Genomic DNA, 14,806 nt, shown 5'->3' with positions numbered 1-14,806 from the left:
TACGGGATAGGCCGCGCAGAACACCATTTGCACACCTACCCACGCTAGGAATGCGACTTCATCCCCAGCCACCGCTCCAAGCTCTTGCCGCCGTTGAGCAGGAGATCCGATTGAGAAAGGCACCGCCATGCCACGGCAACGCCAATAATCACCCAAAGCCAATAGCCAAAAGAAACGCTGGCGGTCACCTTGCCTATGACGAGGATGTAGCCAAGCAGGAGGGCCACCATGGCGGCCACGCCGTAGCCGACCATAAGCGCTACGGCAATGATGTTCCTGGTCTTGGGATTACCGAACCATTTCCGGCGCCAGCGAATCTCGCCGGTAGCGTCATCAGTCTCAACAAGGTCCCAAGCGTTGGCAACGTCCACGATGGCGCGTGCGGGTTGATCTAGCGCACACAACTTACGGATGACGGAGACCGGCAGATAGGCGCCGCAGTGGTGCCTGATGGCAACGGATAGCCAGAGGTCATCCTTGGCACTCTCCTCACGGAATAATTCAAGGAAGTCCTTCCGGGCCGAAGTACGCTGATGATTCAGGCCTGACAGCCATTTGAAGATTAATACCAACACCGCGCAAAGGGCGACGGGAACCAGAAACTGGTCGCCAGCAACATCGACCAATTTGTTGACGATGCCTTCCATGGAAATCCCCCATCCTCCCTGTCTTGCGTGAAGCATCGCCGATCGGTTGGGGTTCCGCAATTGAGCGTAACGGGGCTAGACGAGCCCAGTCCTGGCCCACGAGACGGGCCTCACCGAAGCTGGCGGCCCGCCTCTTCGACGATGACCATGACTCCGATCGATCCCACTTGGCTGGCCGCCTTCGATGCCGAGCTTCTCTACCTGTTCGCCATCGACCACCAGGATGCTGGCATGGATGCCTCCCTGCTGGACTGCTACGCAGATTTGCCGCCGCGTGAGGCGGCGTTGGCGTTCGGCAGTGACTACGACCTGGGGCGCGACGATGCGCTCTGGCCACGCCCTGGATTGGGGGTCATTGTTAAGTAGGTGACGCAATTGGCCTGTTTTTATAGCGGGCGCTGGATGAGGGTGTGTCGCAATTAAGCACCTGCTGCTGCGAGAAGTGCGCTCCGCGTTCGACATAGCGGCGGCAGCTTAACTTTCGCCGCAACCACTGTGCTGCAACGGGTTTCGCGGATTTTCTGCCGTGCCACAATGCTGGAAGCATCAGAACTGTCGGCCTTCTTGGCTGCGGTTTCTTGGCATTGGGCTTCTGTGCGGGTACACCTTTGCGTGCCACCGAGAAGGGTGGCACGGGCGTCGAAAACCCGTTCAATAGCCGGTGTGTTTACGCTTGTCAGCCGGCGTCACCTTTGCGTGGCGCCGGCTGGCAATCCGTTCGCGTTCCATGGCGGGCGGTGCGTGGGGGCCTTCGGGCCCGCCGGCTTGGCTATTGACCGGTTTTCGAGCCACGTACCGTCCGCCTCCCTTCGGGGTGGCGCTGCCGTCTGTCCTGTACGGAGCACTGCCATGAACGCATCGGAATTCCGCCCCCTGCACGCTGCCACCGACCCGGCCAATGCCGAGCCCGAATTGGACAGCGGTTCAGACCCTACTGCCTTCCTCACCACGTTGCGGCGCATCCAAAGCGGCGCCGCTGCCGATGGCCAGCCCTGGCCGGAGCGCTCGGCCGCGCTAGGCCGCCGCATTGCCCTGGCCGACGCCGACTGCGCCCTGGCAGGCCTGCGCGTGGTGCAGGAGATGCTGTTGGCCGGAGAGCGCGCGCGACAGAACGGAGAGCCCGCGCAGCACCTGGGCGACCGCACGATGGAGGGGCTGATGCTGGCGTGCGTGGCGCTGACGGCGCAAGCCAGCGCTTGCCTGCAGGTACGTGGCTAGTGCCTGCGCTGTGGGTCTGGTGCGCTGCGGCTCTGGTGCCGCAGCGCGACCCATGAGGGTGCCGCCCGTGGTTGTAACCAGCACGCTGATGGTGATGGGCCTGGTGTTCTCGGACTACCTCCTTCCCCAAGCGACGCTGGAGGTGAAGGCCTACCGCAGGCTGTCGGATTACTCCTTCGGGGTCATGCGGCAAGAGGCTGAGGCGTTTGCGCAGGCGCGGGGTGGCGTCCGGTTGGAGGTGGGCTCGGGGGATGGGAGCGAGCGGTACTTCGTGCTGCACACCAACGGGCAGCCGGTGATGCTGGTGGACAACTCATCACTGCAACTGGTGGTGATGGTTGTTGGGGATGCGGGGGAGCGGGCTCCGGATCTGGGGGATTTGCAGCAGCAGTGGCGGGTGCGGACGCGCCCGGATTGGGACCGGTGGCGCTAGCACGTGGGAGACCAGCCTCAAAGGCCATCGCGCCTTAGTACCAGGGCTTACATGCCGATCCAGTTTCGAACTTCTTCAGCTAGCACCCTTTCACTCAGAAAAGGATCTGTCTCAGGCGACGCCACCCACGCAAACTTTCTCACCCGAATCTTGCCGACTGCGGCCGGCAAAGGGACCAAGCCATCCTCCCGGCGCCTGAAGCCCACGACGAATCCTCTTTCTGCCTCAAAGCCAGATGCGAATGCAACGATCTGATTGAAGCTCGCACGGTCCCAGTCCCCACCGAAAAACTTGTATTTGACGTCTCCCACGATGCGACTTCCATCCACGACGAGGTCGGGATTTAGCGTGATCCCTCCCTCTGCCAAACGGAGCCCACGCTTCATTACATCGATGGGCGACAACGCATTTGCAAGAATGTTGCGCAGTCCGCTCTCCACTATGCCTGGCGTTGGAATCAGGAAGCAAGTCCCCGAGAAATTGCCGGCTTCCATGGAGGCTCCTCTCGAAGCCAAAACTAGCTTCGCAAGCGGCAGCGCCTTTGAATAGCGCGCGTGCAGACGGGTCGCCTGAAATTGCCAGTCGGATTCACGCAACACACCCACAGGCCCCATCGACAGTACGAGGCGGCGGGCGCGCCGCCTCTCGTCCGCATCGATGCTGGGGTCCGAAGCAATCGCAGCACAGCTCGCTTTCATCAGGCGGTTGATCGCCGCGTCTTCGTCTAGCTCTGAATATGTGCAATGAACCGCCACTCGACCAGAGAGGTTCGCCAGAACGGTGGGGACCGGCTGCACGGAGCCCCTCACCTCAGCTAACTCCTCCTCGTACTCGCTGTAGTCCCGATGCAATCCAAGCCGCAGGACGCGCTCTGCTTCCGCAAGCAACCATCGACAGACTAGTTCGCGCAAGTCTTGCGAGCTCCCGACGCGAGCTGGCGACCCGTCCACTCTCGGCGCCACCTCAGATTTTCCCATTAGGTGACAGAAGTGGGTCAGCGGGATCTTAGGGGCAACCTGCAGCTGGAGGTCTCCCAAGCGGACCACACCGACCACGTTCCTAAATTTCAAGATGTGCATGCCATTAGGGCGATATCCAACGCTAACCACTGATGCTTGTTCATCAGCGTTAGCGCTACCGTCGGCAACCGCTTTGGACTTTGAACCCCACCAACTGAGGCGCCCGGCCATCCGACGACCAATATCCTCTAGCGCCTGGACTTGCTGATCTGACAAGCGGACGGCACTTTCTCGATTCTCTTCAAGAACGACTTCAGTCAGCATAGTCTGGCCATAACTGGTTCACGCTCAGGGCGCCGATACCGTCCGGCTGATCGTAGTAGTACTCCTCAATGAGCGGCAAAAGCTTTCGCTTCCAGACCTCCCGTAGAACTTTCGGGGACATGTCATTGCGCATGAAGAAGGAGTGGCCGATGGTGTGGTGCCGGTCCAGGTCCCTAGTGAGATGATCATTGAGCCTGGACAGCCCTTCAACTACGGCTTCCGACGGAAGAGCTCTGGAGTTGAAGTAGCGTTCCAACACATCAGCATCAGGTGCGAGCTCGAAGATTTCAAAACGGCGCCGCATCGCCGCATCTATGGAACGAATGCTGCGATCGGCGGTGTTCATCGTTGCGATGAACATCAGATTGGACGGCAGCTTGAACTCCTTGGACAGCTGCAGACTGATTGCCTGATCCCGATACTCAAGAAGATACAGAAGCTCCCCCATTACCCTCGGGAGATTTGCTCGATTTGCCTCATCCATGATGATGACGTAGGGATGGTCTGGATCGTTGAGATGTCCGGCCTTACGCATGTCACTTACTATCTGCAGCACCACGCCTGCCTTCACGTCGAACGAAACGCCTGAAGGGCCTGCAACTGGGCGCAAACCTTCGATGAAGGCCTCATACGTATAGCTGGGATGGAACTGAACCAATCGCACCGCGCCCTTGCGAGCCCTAGTTAGATAGGTTGCTAACTTCTGGGCTACCCAGGTCTTGCTGGTACCGGGTGGACCAGCCAGAATCAATTGCGGCTGACTCCCACGCAGACAATCGATCATGCTGCTGAGCTCACCTTCGGCGAGGAGCGTCTCAGCCGCCAACCAGGACATGTCTAGATCGACCTCGAGCTCGACGGGAGCGCTTGACGCCTCCACGCGAGCAGCATCCTGGCTTTCATCGTCGCCGAGCCATGAGTCTTTGATACGCTCGTACACGTAACCAAATGCGTTCTGATTCACCACGCTGTTGGGGGTGGAGAATCCGTCTAGCAGTTCCAACTCTTCAACCGGGAAGGGGGTGATGAACTCGATGGCCTCGAGCTTGAACCATGTCTTGTAAGCGCCATTGGCGCTATCGTTGAATCGGTTTCCTTCATCGTATGTTCCCGGTAGCGAAGGCCATGGATTGGCGATCCCGTCCGCAGACGGCGCGCAGCGGAGCATCCCCACGCGGGCCTTAGCAACGATCTGACGTTTGCCTCCATTGATGTAGAGCGTGAAGCCGCTTGACAGCTCGTCGCGGACGCCTTCTCGGAGCCTGAATGTCCAGCCGCTAGCCCATCCGCCATTGCTGTCTATGCCTTCTAGCACAGAGCCGTAGTCCCGAGAAATTGTCTGCCATGTTCCCACGAGCGCAATGCGGCGATCGAGTCGTGGCGCCACCCGATCGCTGTGAGCATCGACAACTGCACCGTAAGCCTGAAGAGCTGCTTCGAGATCGACGATCAGCGATTGGTCGGAGGGAAGTTCGTCCACGCCGTAGTATTTGAACGCGATCGTGGACGCTTCATACATGCGCGCCTTGCTGCCACTCGAACGAAGATCTATGCCCGAAGAGAGATCGAAGCCCGCGTCGGCGAGACTGGGGATTAGAGCCCTTATCCCATCTGCACGGTCATTGAGCTTTCGAACGGCTTCCTTCCGATGAAGTGACTCGAACTCAGTTACTCCTTGGGCGAGAGTGAGGTAGACCCCGTCCCCTGCCTCGCTGAACAGATAGACGACGTAGACCCCACGCTGCGTTGTGGTGGTTTCTCTTCGATCAAGGATCGACAGCCAGGGGATTGTTGCCCAGTTGCCCTTGCCGTAGCTCGCCACCACTTTTAGATGCTCGTTACCGGCAACAATGGCAAGCCGCTCGACTCCCTCTTTCAGCTCCCGAAAGACATCTGCGACCTCATTCTCTCCCCCAAAACTGACCTCAGACCGCGCATGCTGGTACGTGCGAAGAATCGTGCCAAGCTTGGCCCTAAGGTTCTGGGATTCTTGGCCTGGCAATTGATCTGTCATAGGAGGCTCCTAGCCGCTGTCCGATGGCCTTGCAGAAAGGAGGCCAATTGCGACAACAGTATCGGAAGGCCATATAGCTCATCAATGATCTCTACTGTCCTGAATCGACGCAGTCGGCCTCCAAGGCCGTGTGATAGCCCCAGCGGACACCTAAAAAAGCGTAGATCTCCTGGAACGAGAGTGCGTTGAGCGAAATGACGGAGTCAGAGTTCAAGCCATGGCCCATCAGGCAAAAGAGCGCGCCCGCCCCTGAGTTCATCAAGGGCAGGCAGACAGTGCCTGCTACCTGTCGTCGGCTCGATCTAGTCCCAGTGCAGGCCGATCGTTCGGTCCAGGACGGCAAGCGCAGCACCTGGAACACCTGATAGTCAGACTGTAGGACGTCTGCGAGCAGAATGGGCGGCGGTTCAGTGACGTGCAGTAGGCTCGCGTCACGGACATTCTAGAGATTCGGGCTCGCGCATGATCAGTCGCCCTTGCCGGATAGCGGCGAGGGCTGACACTTTCGGTCCGCCAGGTCTGCGGCATTCCTTAGACCTCAACCCGACTCCTCCTTTTCCTCCGTGTGCCTTTCGAACTAGGCACGTCAGTTTGACCAGATGCGTACATTCGGACATAGGTGTCGAGCAGCCGTTCGACCGCCAGATCACCAGCGTCCACTTTTTCCGGACTTCTCAGCTTCGAAAGAATGGTCACGAGCTGCTGGGCAGGGAATTTTATGATCAACTTACCCTTATTATAGAACTCCCTAAAAGCCTCCAACTCCGCCCCTTTGCGAAGCCCAAACTCAGCATCCCGGCAAATTATGAACGCAAGCTCTCCATACTCGCGACCAAGATACCCGTAAACCTGCCTAAACTCATCAACCCCAATTTTTGCATAATTCTTAACCTCAAATATCACCTGCCTGGTCTTGTAATCATTAAGCACCCGACTCCAAATGCCGCCACCTTGATTTGTAGCCACTATGTCGCGCCTCTGGGAGGCGTTAGCATTGGGCCTCAGCTGGATATTGGAGAGTTGCTTTGAAAACGCGATCTCGACCGCCTTCTTGCACCAGACTTCGAATTGAGATGCTCCAGCAACCCCATCGGGAATGCCATTAAGCTCAGACATCAATTGCCCGAGAATACGTTTTCTCTGCTCACCACTCTGGGATTCGATCGCAATCTCGTATTCATCATATATTTCCTCCGCCTCACCCTGGGTCAGCTCAAAGCCACTTATGTTGAGTGCCGGCCAGTAGCACGGATGAATCATTAGAACATCTTCGTCCACAAGCGATTTTTCAAATCTCTTACCGTCGTGTGAATAAACAAAGCTTGCAATTTGCTTGTCAAAAACGCCGATGAACCCGATACCATAAAGTGCTTTAAGGACCTCTTGCGCGCTTCCTAGTATCGTAAAGTGTTGCGACTCGGCAGCGGTTAGGCCAGGGCTCGCCATGACGTTAGAAATCTTTTCTTGAACCTCAGTAAGCCTCAGCTTGGCGTCTCCACTAGAGAATGAGGAGACCAATGCTCTTAGACCAGGAAACACAGCCTCATACTCTTTCCCAAGATCATTGAAGCGAGTCACAGATATGCTTTTTGCAGACTCGTCAAAATCTGCCTCAATCAAAGTGGTCCGTTCCTGCCGTTGCGCCTGGTAGAAGGCCGTATTCAAGAGCGCAATAACATCCCGAGGACGGTAGAGAGTCAGCCTCAGACATCTCCTAAAACCCTCGCGGCCATGGAGCTCGTTTGCCGTGATGGCATTCCATACCTTTACATCGCTCTCTTTGGATATGCCGAAGACATATCTAATTCTCTTTGCCACCATGTAGAAGAGCTCCTGAGGATCCCAGTGAAGCCTAAGAACTTGGGACTCAAGATTTCTTGTAAAGTCTTTATCTTCGGCCTCAATCGCTCGAAGCATGTTGTCGCGAATGAACACAATCGCCCTAAAATGCCCTGCTAGGGATGACCTAATTTCGTCAGTCCCATACAGAATTCCATCAATGATGCTTGTGCCGGTAATGTCTGGCTCGTAGCCCTCATCAAGCCGATCTACAAGCAACACATATTCCTGTCCTGATTCAGATACAATTTCTGATATTTCGCTTGTCAGTCTCTCGACTGAGAGAAAAGCCGGAAGCTCCGCAATACGCTCATCCTCCCCTTCAACCTCAGCCTTAAAGACCTTCAGGACAGATCGGAGCCGATCAACTGGCGACAACCCGCGACTGCGCCAGTTTGTGACTTTGTCCGCAAGTTCTCTATTGGATTCAATATATTTTTTAAGCTTATAGTCGCTCAATAGCATTGAGGCGATTTCCATTAAGATCGTATACTTCCATGCGATCTTGATCCCAGCCCTCATTTTTGACAAATTGGCGCCAAACATTTTCGCTAATGGCCGAAGCCCAATCATTTGCTCTTCAACAGGAGCAATTTTTATCACTGGCGTCTTTCGATCAGACCATACTTTGCTGAGACGGTAGGTAATTGCACTCTTTCCCGTGCCACGTCGCCCCACTACGATGAACCTATCGACGCTCTCAAACAGAGTTCGATAGTCTTGCCATTCATAAAATGACTCATCGAGCGCTTTGTGGTCATTTTCTCCTCGCACATCCCCGAACGCATTCGGCTTTGCCGCCATTTGCACACTCCCTGTCTGTGCACACTAAATCCATAAAAAAAGGGGCAGCTTTCGCTGCCCCTTTCTTAATAATCAAACCCCAACAGGGTTAGCCTTCTCCGGATCAATCTTGTACTGCTTGATCGCCCGAGCCACATCCTTAGCCGTCATCTTCCCGTCCTTCGCCAGCGCCGCAATCGCGGCATGCGCGATGTAGTACCGGTCAACCTCGAAGAAGCGACGCAGGTTCGCACGGGTATCCGAACGACCGAAGCCATCCGTGCCCAGCACCGTATAAGACATCGGCACGAACGCACGAATCTGGTCCGCATACGCACGCACGTAGTCGGTGGCGGCAATCGCCGGGCCCTGGCGGCCGTCCAGCAGCTCGGTCACGTAGGCCTTGCGCTGCTCACCTTCCGGGTGCAGGCGGTTGGCACGTTCCACGTCGAAACCATCGCGACGCAGTTCGTTGAAGCTCGGGCAGCTCCAGATATCGGCGGTCACGCCGAAGTCCTTGTCCAGCAGCTCGGCGGCGGCAATCACTTCACGCAGGATAGTGCCCGAACCCAGCAGCTGCACGCGCAGATCGCCCTTCTTCGGCTTGCCGGCGTCGGTCAGCAGGTACATGCCCTTCACGATGCCTTCGGCTGCACCTTCCGGCATTTCCGGGTGGGTGTAGTTTTCGTTCATCAGGGTCAGGTAGTAGTACTCGTCTACCTGGTCTTCCATCATGCGCTTGGTGCCGTGCTGCAGGATCACCGTCACTTCGAAGCCGAAGGTCGGGTCGTAGCTGCGCACGTTCGGAATGCCACCGGCCACCAGATGGCTGAAGCCATCTTCGTGCTGCAGGCCTTCACCGTTCAGCGTGGTGCGGCCGGCGGTGCCGCCCAGCAGGAAGCCGCGGGTACGCATGTCGGCGGCCTGCCAGGCAATGTCGCCCACGCGCTGGAAGCCGAACATGCTGTAGTAGATGTAGAACGGCAGCATCGGCACGTTGCTGACCGAGTAGCTGGTACCGGCGGCCATCCACGAGCTGATCGCGCCCGGCTCGCTGATACCCTGCTGCAGCACCTGGCCGCTCTGGTCTTCGCGGTAGAACATCAGCTGGTCGGCGTCGACCGGCTTGTACTTCTGGCCGAACGGCGCGTAGATGCCGATCTGGCGGAACAGGCCTTCCATACCGAAGGTACGGGCTTCGTCGGCCACGATCGGCACGATGTGCGGGCCCAGTTCCTTGTCACGCAGGGTGATGTTCAGGCTCTGCACGAAGGCCATGGTGGTGGAATAGCTGCGCTCGCCGCTACTCTTCAGCAGGCGCTCGTAGGTTTCCAGCTTCGGTGCGTTGAAGCTCTTTTCGGCCTTGCGGCGGCGCTGCGGCAGGTAACCACCCAGCGCGGCACGGCGTTCCTGCAGGTACTGCACTTCCGGCGAATCCGGGCCCGGGTGGTAGAACGGCACCTGGCCGTCGGCCAGCTGCGCGTCGGTCACCGGAATGTTGAAGCGGTCGCGGAAGTGGCGCACCGCTTCGTCGTCCAGCTTCTTGGTCTGGTGGGTCGGGTTCAGCGCTTCGCCGGCGCTGCCCATGCCGTAACCCTTCACGGTCTTGGCCAGGATGACGGTCGGCATGCCCTTGGTGTTCACGGCCTGGTGGTAGGCGGCGTACACCTTGTGCGGGTCGTGGCCACCACGGTTCAGGCGCCAGATGTCGTCGTCGGAAAGACCGGCCACCATGGCGGCGGTTTCCGGGTACTTGCCGAAGAAGTGTTCGCGGGTATACGCGCCACCGAAGGCCTTGCAGTTCTGGTATTCGCCGTCGACGGTTTCCATCATCAGCTTCTTCAGAACGCCGTCGGTGTCCTTGGCCAGCAGGGCATCCCAGTAACCGCCCCACAGCAGCTTGATCACGTTCCAGCCGCCGCCACGGAACACGCCTTCCAGTTCCTGGATGATCTTGCCGTTGCCGCGCACCGGGCCGTCCAGGCGCTGCAGGTTGCAGTTCACCACGAAGATCAGGTTGTCCAGGCCTTCACGGCCGGCCAGCGCAATGGCGCCCAGGGTTTCCGGCTCGTCGCTCTCGCCGTCGCCGATGAAGCACCACACCTTGCGGTCGCTCTTTTCGATCAGGCCACGGTTTTCCAGGTAGCGCATGAACTGTGCCTGGTAGATGGCGGCCAGCGGGCCCAGGCCCATCGACACGGTGGGGGTCTGCCAGTAATCGGGCATCAGCCACGGGTGCGGGTACGACGACAGACCGCCGCCGTCCACTTCCATGCGGAACTTGTCCAGCTGCTCTTCGCTGATCCGGCCTTCCAGGAAGGAACGCGCGTAGATGCCCGGGGCGCTGTGGCCCTGGATGAACAGCAGGTCGCCCGGGTGGCTGTCGCTGGGGGCGCGCCAGAAGTGGTTGAAGCCCACGTCGTACAGGGTGGCACCGGAAGCGAACGAGGCGATGTGGCCGCCCAGATCGCCCGGCTTGCGGTTGGCGCGCACCACGGTGGCCATCGCATTCCAGCGGATGATGGAACGGATGCGCCATTCCAGCTCGGCATTGCCGGGGCTCTTGGCCTCCAGCTGCGGCTCGATGGTGTTCACGTATTCGGTAGTGGGAGAGAACGGCAGGTACGCACCCGAACGACGGGTCAGTTCCACCATGCCTTCCAGCAGCTGATGCGCGCGCTCGGGGCCCTCGACATCAATGACGGCCTTCAACGACTCGATCCACTCCTGGGTTTCAACAGGATTGGTGTCGTTGTTCAGCACTTCGTTCAACCAGTTCATTAGCGCTCCCATTACCGCACGCACGCGCGCGACTGTTGTATAGATTTCTAGACCGCAAAGTGTAGCGCACCAAGGGCTTTCGTCACTTCGCTACGCTGCCGTATGGAGGCGTTTGGCCTGTGTCCGCAAGGCCTGTCCCGGGCTGTCCCGGCGCCGGACAGTCTGGTTTTTCAGGCACCTGCGGGCGGCAGGCCCCCTGCCCCGGTGTCGCTTCTGCACCGCTGGGTGCATCGGCAGGACGCAGTGTTACCGCTGGCGATGACCGTTGTAGGGCAAGGCCTGCGCCGTTGTAGGGGCGTTCTGGCGGCTGGCGATGAACCGCCGCCAACATGTCGCGCCTGCCTCTGGATTGGCCGTGGGCCGGGCGGGAAGCTGCACCGCGCAGGCAGCCCCTTCCCCTGCGGCGCCCGCCACCTGGCGCCGCAGCTGCTTCGCCCAGAACCCACCGCAGCTTTGCGGTGGGTTCTCTCGTTGGGGCCGCCGTGGCCTGAATGCAGCATGGGTTTGGCCCGAATCTGGACTTGTCCGGTCCGGCTTATCGATATATCGTTTGCGCACTCGTTACCGATATATCGAAATGAGCCGATCCGCTACCCTGCGGGCCCGCCCGGCCCCATCCCCCGAAGTGCCCCGCCGCAATGGCCAGCCGCGCGTGCTGAGCCGTGGCGACCTGCGCCTGCTGGTGCTGGCCCTGATTGGCGAACAGCCGCGCCACGGCTACGAGCTGATCCAGCACATCAGCGGCTTGTTCATGCAGGCCTACACGCCCAGCGCCGGCACCATGTACCCGCTGCTGGCCAGCTTCGAGCAGGCCGGCTGGGTGGAATCGCACGAAGAAGATGGCCGCCGCGTGTTCCGCATCACCGCCGCCGGCGAATTCGAACTGAAGGTGCAGCGGCCGCAGGTGCGGCTGGCCCAGCGCCGCGCGTTCGACCGCGCCCGCGAGATCACCAAGGCCTCGCTGCCGGCGCCGCTGGCCGCGGCCCTGCGCGAGTTCAAGCAGGCGCTGGTGCGCCACCACGGCCGCTGGAGCGAAGGCGAGGCCGAACAGGTGGCCGCCCACCTGCAGCACGCCGCCGCGTTGTTGAACGGATCCCTGGGCGATGGACCGCTGCCGATCACCCCGACCGAGCCAGACTGACGCCCGCCAGGTCTTCCCCCTTTGCCGCGCGCCCCGCGCGACCTTACCGCTACAGGTACTGACATGACCGACCATGAAAACAAGCGACTGCGCCTGGATGTGCGCTTCCGCCAGCTGACCGTGCTGCGCACCGAAACCGTAACCCCGCACATGCGCCGCGTGGTGCTGGGCGGTGCCGACCTGGCCGGTTTCGATTCGCCCGGCGCCGACGACCATATCAAGCTGTTCTTCCCCAACAGCAGCGGCGAGATGGTGCTGCCCACCATGACCGCCGAGGGCCCGCGCTACCCCGAGGGCAAGGAACATTCGCCGGCGCGCGATTACACCCCGCGCTGGTGGGACCACGAAACCGGCGAACTGGCCATCGACTTCGTGCTGCACGACCAGGGCATTGCCGGGCCGTGGGCACAGCGCGCGCAGCCGGGCGACACCCTGGCCATCGGCGGCCCGCGCGGCTCGTTCGTGGTGGCCGACACCTACGATGCCTACGTGCTGATTGGCGATGAAACCGCGCTGCCGGCCATCGCCCGCTGGCTGGACGTGCTGCCCGAGCACGCCGAAGTGCAGGCGTGGATTGAAGTGAGCGACGAAGACGAGCGTCAGGACCTGCCGCAGTACGAAAACGTGCGCATCCACTGGCTGGAGCGCAACGGCTTCCCGGCCGCCACCAGCACCCTGCTGGAAGACCAGTTCACCGATTTCGAAGCCCCCGACGGTGACACCTTCTACTGGATCGCCACCGAATCGCGCCGCGCGCGCATGATGCGCAAGTTCCTGGAAGGCCACCTGGGCGTACCGCGCGACTGGATTCGTTCCACCGGCTACTGGAAGGCCCACCCGGACGAAACCGACGGCGATTGATGATGTGGGGTCAGAGCCCTTTCCGCAGGAAAGGGATCTGACCCCGCTACAATCGCGCTCCTTTCCCGCACCTGTGAGGCCCCACCATGGGCAAACTGACCCTGGCCGGCATCGACAAGCTGCGTACCCGTTTCGCCGATGACGCCGCCTGCGATACCGCCCTGGCCGCCTTCGCCGACGCCGCCGCCCTGCGCGCGCCGCTGCGCGAACTGCTGGACGCCGAGCACCGCTACCTGCAGGCCGAATTCGAAGTGGCCCAGGTGGCCGACGTGCTGCGCCGCGACCAGAAGTACGCACCGGTGGGCCGCCCGTCGGTGCACATCGTGCAGCTGCGCAAGCAGCAGGCCGCCACCAAGCAGGCCGCCCTGATCGCCCGCCAGGTGGTAGCGCAGGCCGCGCAGACCTTCGTGCGGGTAAGCGGCATGACCGTGAAGGCCAAGCAGAGCCCGAGCGACGCATGCGCCGCATGGTTGATCGCGCAGCGGTGATTGCAGGGGTACGGTGGCCATGACATGGCGCGCGTGCCAAAGCGGGTTTCGGCGGCCATGACCCGGTAGGGGCCAACCTTGGTTGGCCCACGGGATCACAGGCGTGCCAACCAAGGTTGGCACCTACCAAAGCGAATTCCGGCGGCCATGGCCCGGTAGTGGCCAACCTTGGTTGGCCCACGGGATCACAGGCGTGCCAACCAAGGTTGGCCCCTACCAAAGCGAATTCCGGCGGCCATGACCCGGTAGGGGCCAACCTTGGTTGGCCCACGGGATTACCGGCGTGCCAACCAAGGTTGGCACCTACCAAAGCGAATTCCGGCGGCCATGGCCCGGTAGGGGCCAACCTTGGTTGGCCCACGGGATTACCGGCGTGCCAACCAAGGTTGGCACCTACCAAAGCGAATTCCGGCGGCCATGACCCGGTAGTGGCCAACCTTGGTTGGCCCACGGGATTATCGGCGTGCCAACCAAGGTTGGCCCCTACCAAAGCGGTTTCCCCAAAAAAGAAGGCCCGCTTTTCAGCGGGCCTTCTGCCTTCTCACGACGAGTGAGCGGGTTACATCAAGCGGCCGGCTTTTCGCCGGTGGCTTCGGTGGTGATGCGGATCTTCACTTCATCGCTCACGTTCGGGGCGTACGCGCCCACGCCGAAGTCGCTGCGCTTCAGGGTGGTGGTGGCGTCGAAGCCCGCCGCCGGCACCTTGGCCATCGGGTGCTCGCCACCGCCGTTGATGGTCACGTCCAGGGTGACCGGCTTGGTGATGCCCTTGATGGTCAGGTCGCCGGTGACAGTCAGCTTGTTGGTGCCGGCCGCTTCAACCTTGGTGCTCTTGAAGGTGGCATCGGCGAACTTGGCGGCGTCGAAGAAATCGGCGCTCTTCAGGTGTTCGTCGAACTTGGCGGTGAAGCTGTTCAGGCCGCTCAGCGGCAGCTTCACTTCCACGGTGCTCTTGGTCACGTCGGCGGCGTCGTACACCAGGGTGCCTTCCACGTTGCCGAAGTGGGCGCTGGGGTTGGAGAAGCCGAAGTGGCTCCACTGGGCCAGCACGTCGGTGTGGCTCGGGTCCAGCTTGTAGGTGCCCGAGGCGATCTGGATCGCTTCAGCAGCCGGGGCAGCAGCAGCAGCGTCGGCGGCCGGGGTGGCAGCCTGTTCGGTGGTGGCCGGGGCGGCGGCATCGGCGGCCGGGGCAGCGGTGTCGGCCGGCTTCGAGCAGGCGGCAATGGCCAGGGTCAGGGCCAGCGGCAGCAGCAGTTTACGGGTGGCGCTCATCAGGAAACTCTCCGGATCGTAGGGTGGGTACACGGTGCAGCAGGGG

Annotated in this window: 12 protein-coding genes; 6 read left to right on the top strand and 6 right to left on the bottom strand. The window is 60.5% G+C overall.

Annotated elements, in window-relative coordinates; genetic code table 11:
* Window positions 1–44 precede the first annotated feature (44 nt).
* Complete coding sequence (locus C1930_RS02195) at window positions 45–647, bottom strand: hypothetical protein (RefSeq protein ID WP_108770973.1); 603 nt, start codon at window positions 645–647, stop codon at window positions 45–47.
* 147 nt (window positions 648–794) lie between these two features.
* Here C1930_RS02195 and C1930_RS02190 point away from each other — a divergent pair, with 147 nt between their 5' ends.
* The 3 genes from C1930_RS02190 to C1930_RS02180 all read left to right on the top strand — a co-directional run bounded on the left by C1930_RS02190 (window position 795) and on the right by C1930_RS02180 (window position 2,298).
* The gene (locus tag C1930_RS02190; protein ID WP_199912397.1) at window positions 795–1,013 is read left to right on the top strand and encodes a hypothetical protein; all 219 of its coding nucleotides are present in this window, start codon (window positions 795–797) and stop codon (window positions 1,011–1,013) included.
* A 483-nt stretch (window positions 1,014–1,496) separates the two neighbouring features.
* Window positions 1,497–1,865 carry a hypothetical protein gene (locus tag C1930_RS02185; protein WP_108770971.1) on the top strand — a complete coding sequence of 123 codons (369 nt, stop codon included), beginning with the start codon at window positions 1,497–1,499 and terminating at the stop codon, window positions 1,863–1,865.
* Between the two features lie 52 nt (window positions 1,866–1,917).
* On the top strand, window positions 1,918–2,298 hold the full coding sequence (locus C1930_RS02180; protein ID WP_159093521.1) for a hypothetical protein: 381 nt from the start codon (window positions 1,918–1,920) through the stop codon (window positions 2,296–2,298).
* Between the two features lie 47 nt (window positions 2,299–2,345).
* On the opposite strand, the gene C1930_RS02175 is transcribed toward C1930_RS02180, so the two are convergent.
* The 4 genes from C1930_RS02175 to aceE all read right to left on the bottom strand — a co-directional run bounded on the left by C1930_RS02175 (window position 2,346) and on the right by aceE (window position 10,998).
* Window positions 2,346–3,377, bottom strand: coding sequence for an McrC family protein (locus C1930_RS02175; RefSeq protein ID WP_234412769.1), 1,032 nt, complete (start codon window positions 3,375–3,377; stop codon window positions 2,346–2,348).
* 193 nt (window positions 3,378–3,570) lie between these two features.
* The gene (locus C1930_RS02170) at window positions 3,571–5,595 is read right to left on the bottom strand and encodes a DUF3578 domain-containing protein (protein WP_108770968.1); all 2,025 of its coding nucleotides are present in this window, start codon (window positions 5,593–5,595) and stop codon (window positions 3,571–3,573) included.
* Window positions 5,596–6,126: 531 nt separating this feature from the next.
* The gene (locus tag C1930_RS20380; RefSeq protein WP_199912396.1) at window positions 6,127–8,238 is read right to left on the bottom strand and encodes an ATP-binding protein; all 2,112 of its coding nucleotides are present in this window, start codon (window positions 8,236–8,238) and stop codon (window positions 6,127–6,129) included.
* A gap of 72 nt (window positions 8,239–8,310) precedes the next feature.
* Window positions 8,311–10,998 carry a pyruvate dehydrogenase (acetyl-transferring), homodimeric type gene (gene aceE, locus C1930_RS02160; protein WP_108748283.1) on the bottom strand — a complete coding sequence of 896 codons (2,688 nt, stop codon included), beginning with the start codon at window positions 10,996–10,998 and terminating at the stop codon, window positions 8,311–8,313.
* A gap of 577 nt (window positions 10,999–11,575) precedes the next feature.
* On the opposite strand from aceE, the gene C1930_RS02155 reads away from it, so the two are divergent.
* From C1930_RS02155 to C1930_RS02145, 3 genes are all read left to right on the top strand, one after another.
* Window positions 11,576–12,139: a PadR family transcriptional regulator gene (locus tag C1930_RS02155; RefSeq protein WP_108770967.1), complete on the top strand. Its 564-nt coding sequence runs from the start codon at window positions 11,576–11,578 to the stop codon at window positions 12,137–12,139.
* A gap of 63 nt (window positions 12,140–12,202) precedes the next feature.
* On the top strand, window positions 12,203–13,000 hold the full coding sequence (locus C1930_RS02150; protein WP_108755226.1) for a siderophore-interacting protein: 798 nt from the start codon (window positions 12,203–12,205) through the stop codon (window positions 12,998–13,000).
* A gap of 86 nt (window positions 13,001–13,086) precedes the next feature.
* Window positions 13,087–13,488 carry a hypothetical protein gene (locus tag C1930_RS02145; RefSeq protein ID WP_108770966.1) on the top strand — a complete coding sequence of 134 codons (402 nt, stop codon included), beginning with the start codon at window positions 13,087–13,089 and terminating at the stop codon, window positions 13,486–13,488.
* 564 nt (window positions 13,489–14,052) lie between these two features.
* Here the strand turns inward: C1930_RS02145 and C1930_RS02140 are convergent.
* A complete protein-coding gene (locus tag C1930_RS02140) occupies window positions 14,053–14,760 on the bottom strand; it encodes a YceI family protein (RefSeq protein ID WP_108751972.1) in 708 nt (235 codons plus the stop codon).
* Between the last annotated feature and the right edge of the window lie 46 nt (window positions 14,761–14,806).

This window comes from Stenotrophomonas sp. SAU14A_NAIMI4_8, from assembly GCF_003086695.1.
Taxonomy (GTDB): domain Bacteria; phylum Pseudomonadota; class Gammaproteobacteria; order Xanthomonadales; family Xanthomonadaceae; genus Stenotrophomonas.
The sequence above is the reverse complement of the archived record's forward strand: the minus strand, read 5'-3'. Positions and strand labels throughout refer to the sequence as shown.

Excerpts from the sequence above, each read along its gene's own strand:
- C1930_RS02175 (WP_234412769.1), bottom strand. The coding sequence starts at position 3,377 with ATGCACATCTTGAAATTTAGGAACGTGGTCGGTGTGGTCCGCTTGGGA.
- C1930_RS02140 (WP_108751972.1), bottom strand. The coding sequence starts at position 14,760 with ATGAGCGCCACCCGTAAACTGCTGCTGCCGCTGGCCCTGACCCTGGCC.
- C1930_RS02195 (WP_108770973.1), bottom strand. The coding sequence starts at position 647 with ATGGAAGGCATCGTCAACAAATTGGTCGATGTTGCTGGCGACCAGTTT.
- C1930_RS02180 (WP_159093521.1), top strand. The coding sequence starts at position 1,918 with ATGAGGGTGCCGCCCGTGGTTGTAACCAGCACGCTGATGGTGATGGGC.
- C1930_RS20380 (WP_199912396.1), bottom strand. The coding sequence starts at position 8,238 with ATGGCGGCAAAGCCGAATGCGTTCGGGGATGTGCGAGGAGAAAATGAC.
- C1930_RS02190 (WP_199912397.1), top strand. The coding sequence starts at position 795 with ATGACTCCGATCGATCCCACTTGGCTGGCCGCCTTCGATGCCGAGCTT.
- aceE (WP_108748283.1), bottom strand. The coding sequence starts at position 10,998 with ATGAACTGGTTGAACGAAGTGCTGAACAACGACACCAATCCTGTTGAA.
- C1930_RS02145 (WP_108770966.1), top strand. The coding sequence starts at position 13,087 with ATGGGCAAACTGACCCTGGCCGGCATCGACAAGCTGCGTACCCGTTTC.
- C1930_RS02155 (WP_108770967.1), top strand. The coding sequence starts at position 11,576 with ATGAGCCGATCCGCTACCCTGCGGGCCCGCCCGGCCCCATCCCCCGAA.
- C1930_RS02185 (WP_108770971.1), top strand. The coding sequence starts at position 1,497 with ATGAACGCATCGGAATTCCGCCCCCTGCACGCTGCCACCGACCCGGCC.
- C1930_RS02170 (WP_108770968.1), bottom strand. The coding sequence starts at position 5,595 with ATGACAGATCAATTGCCAGGCCAAGAATCCCAGAACCTTAGGGCCAAG.
- C1930_RS02150 (WP_108755226.1), top strand. The coding sequence starts at position 12,203 with ATGACCGACCATGAAAACAAGCGACTGCGCCTGGATGTGCGCTTCCGC.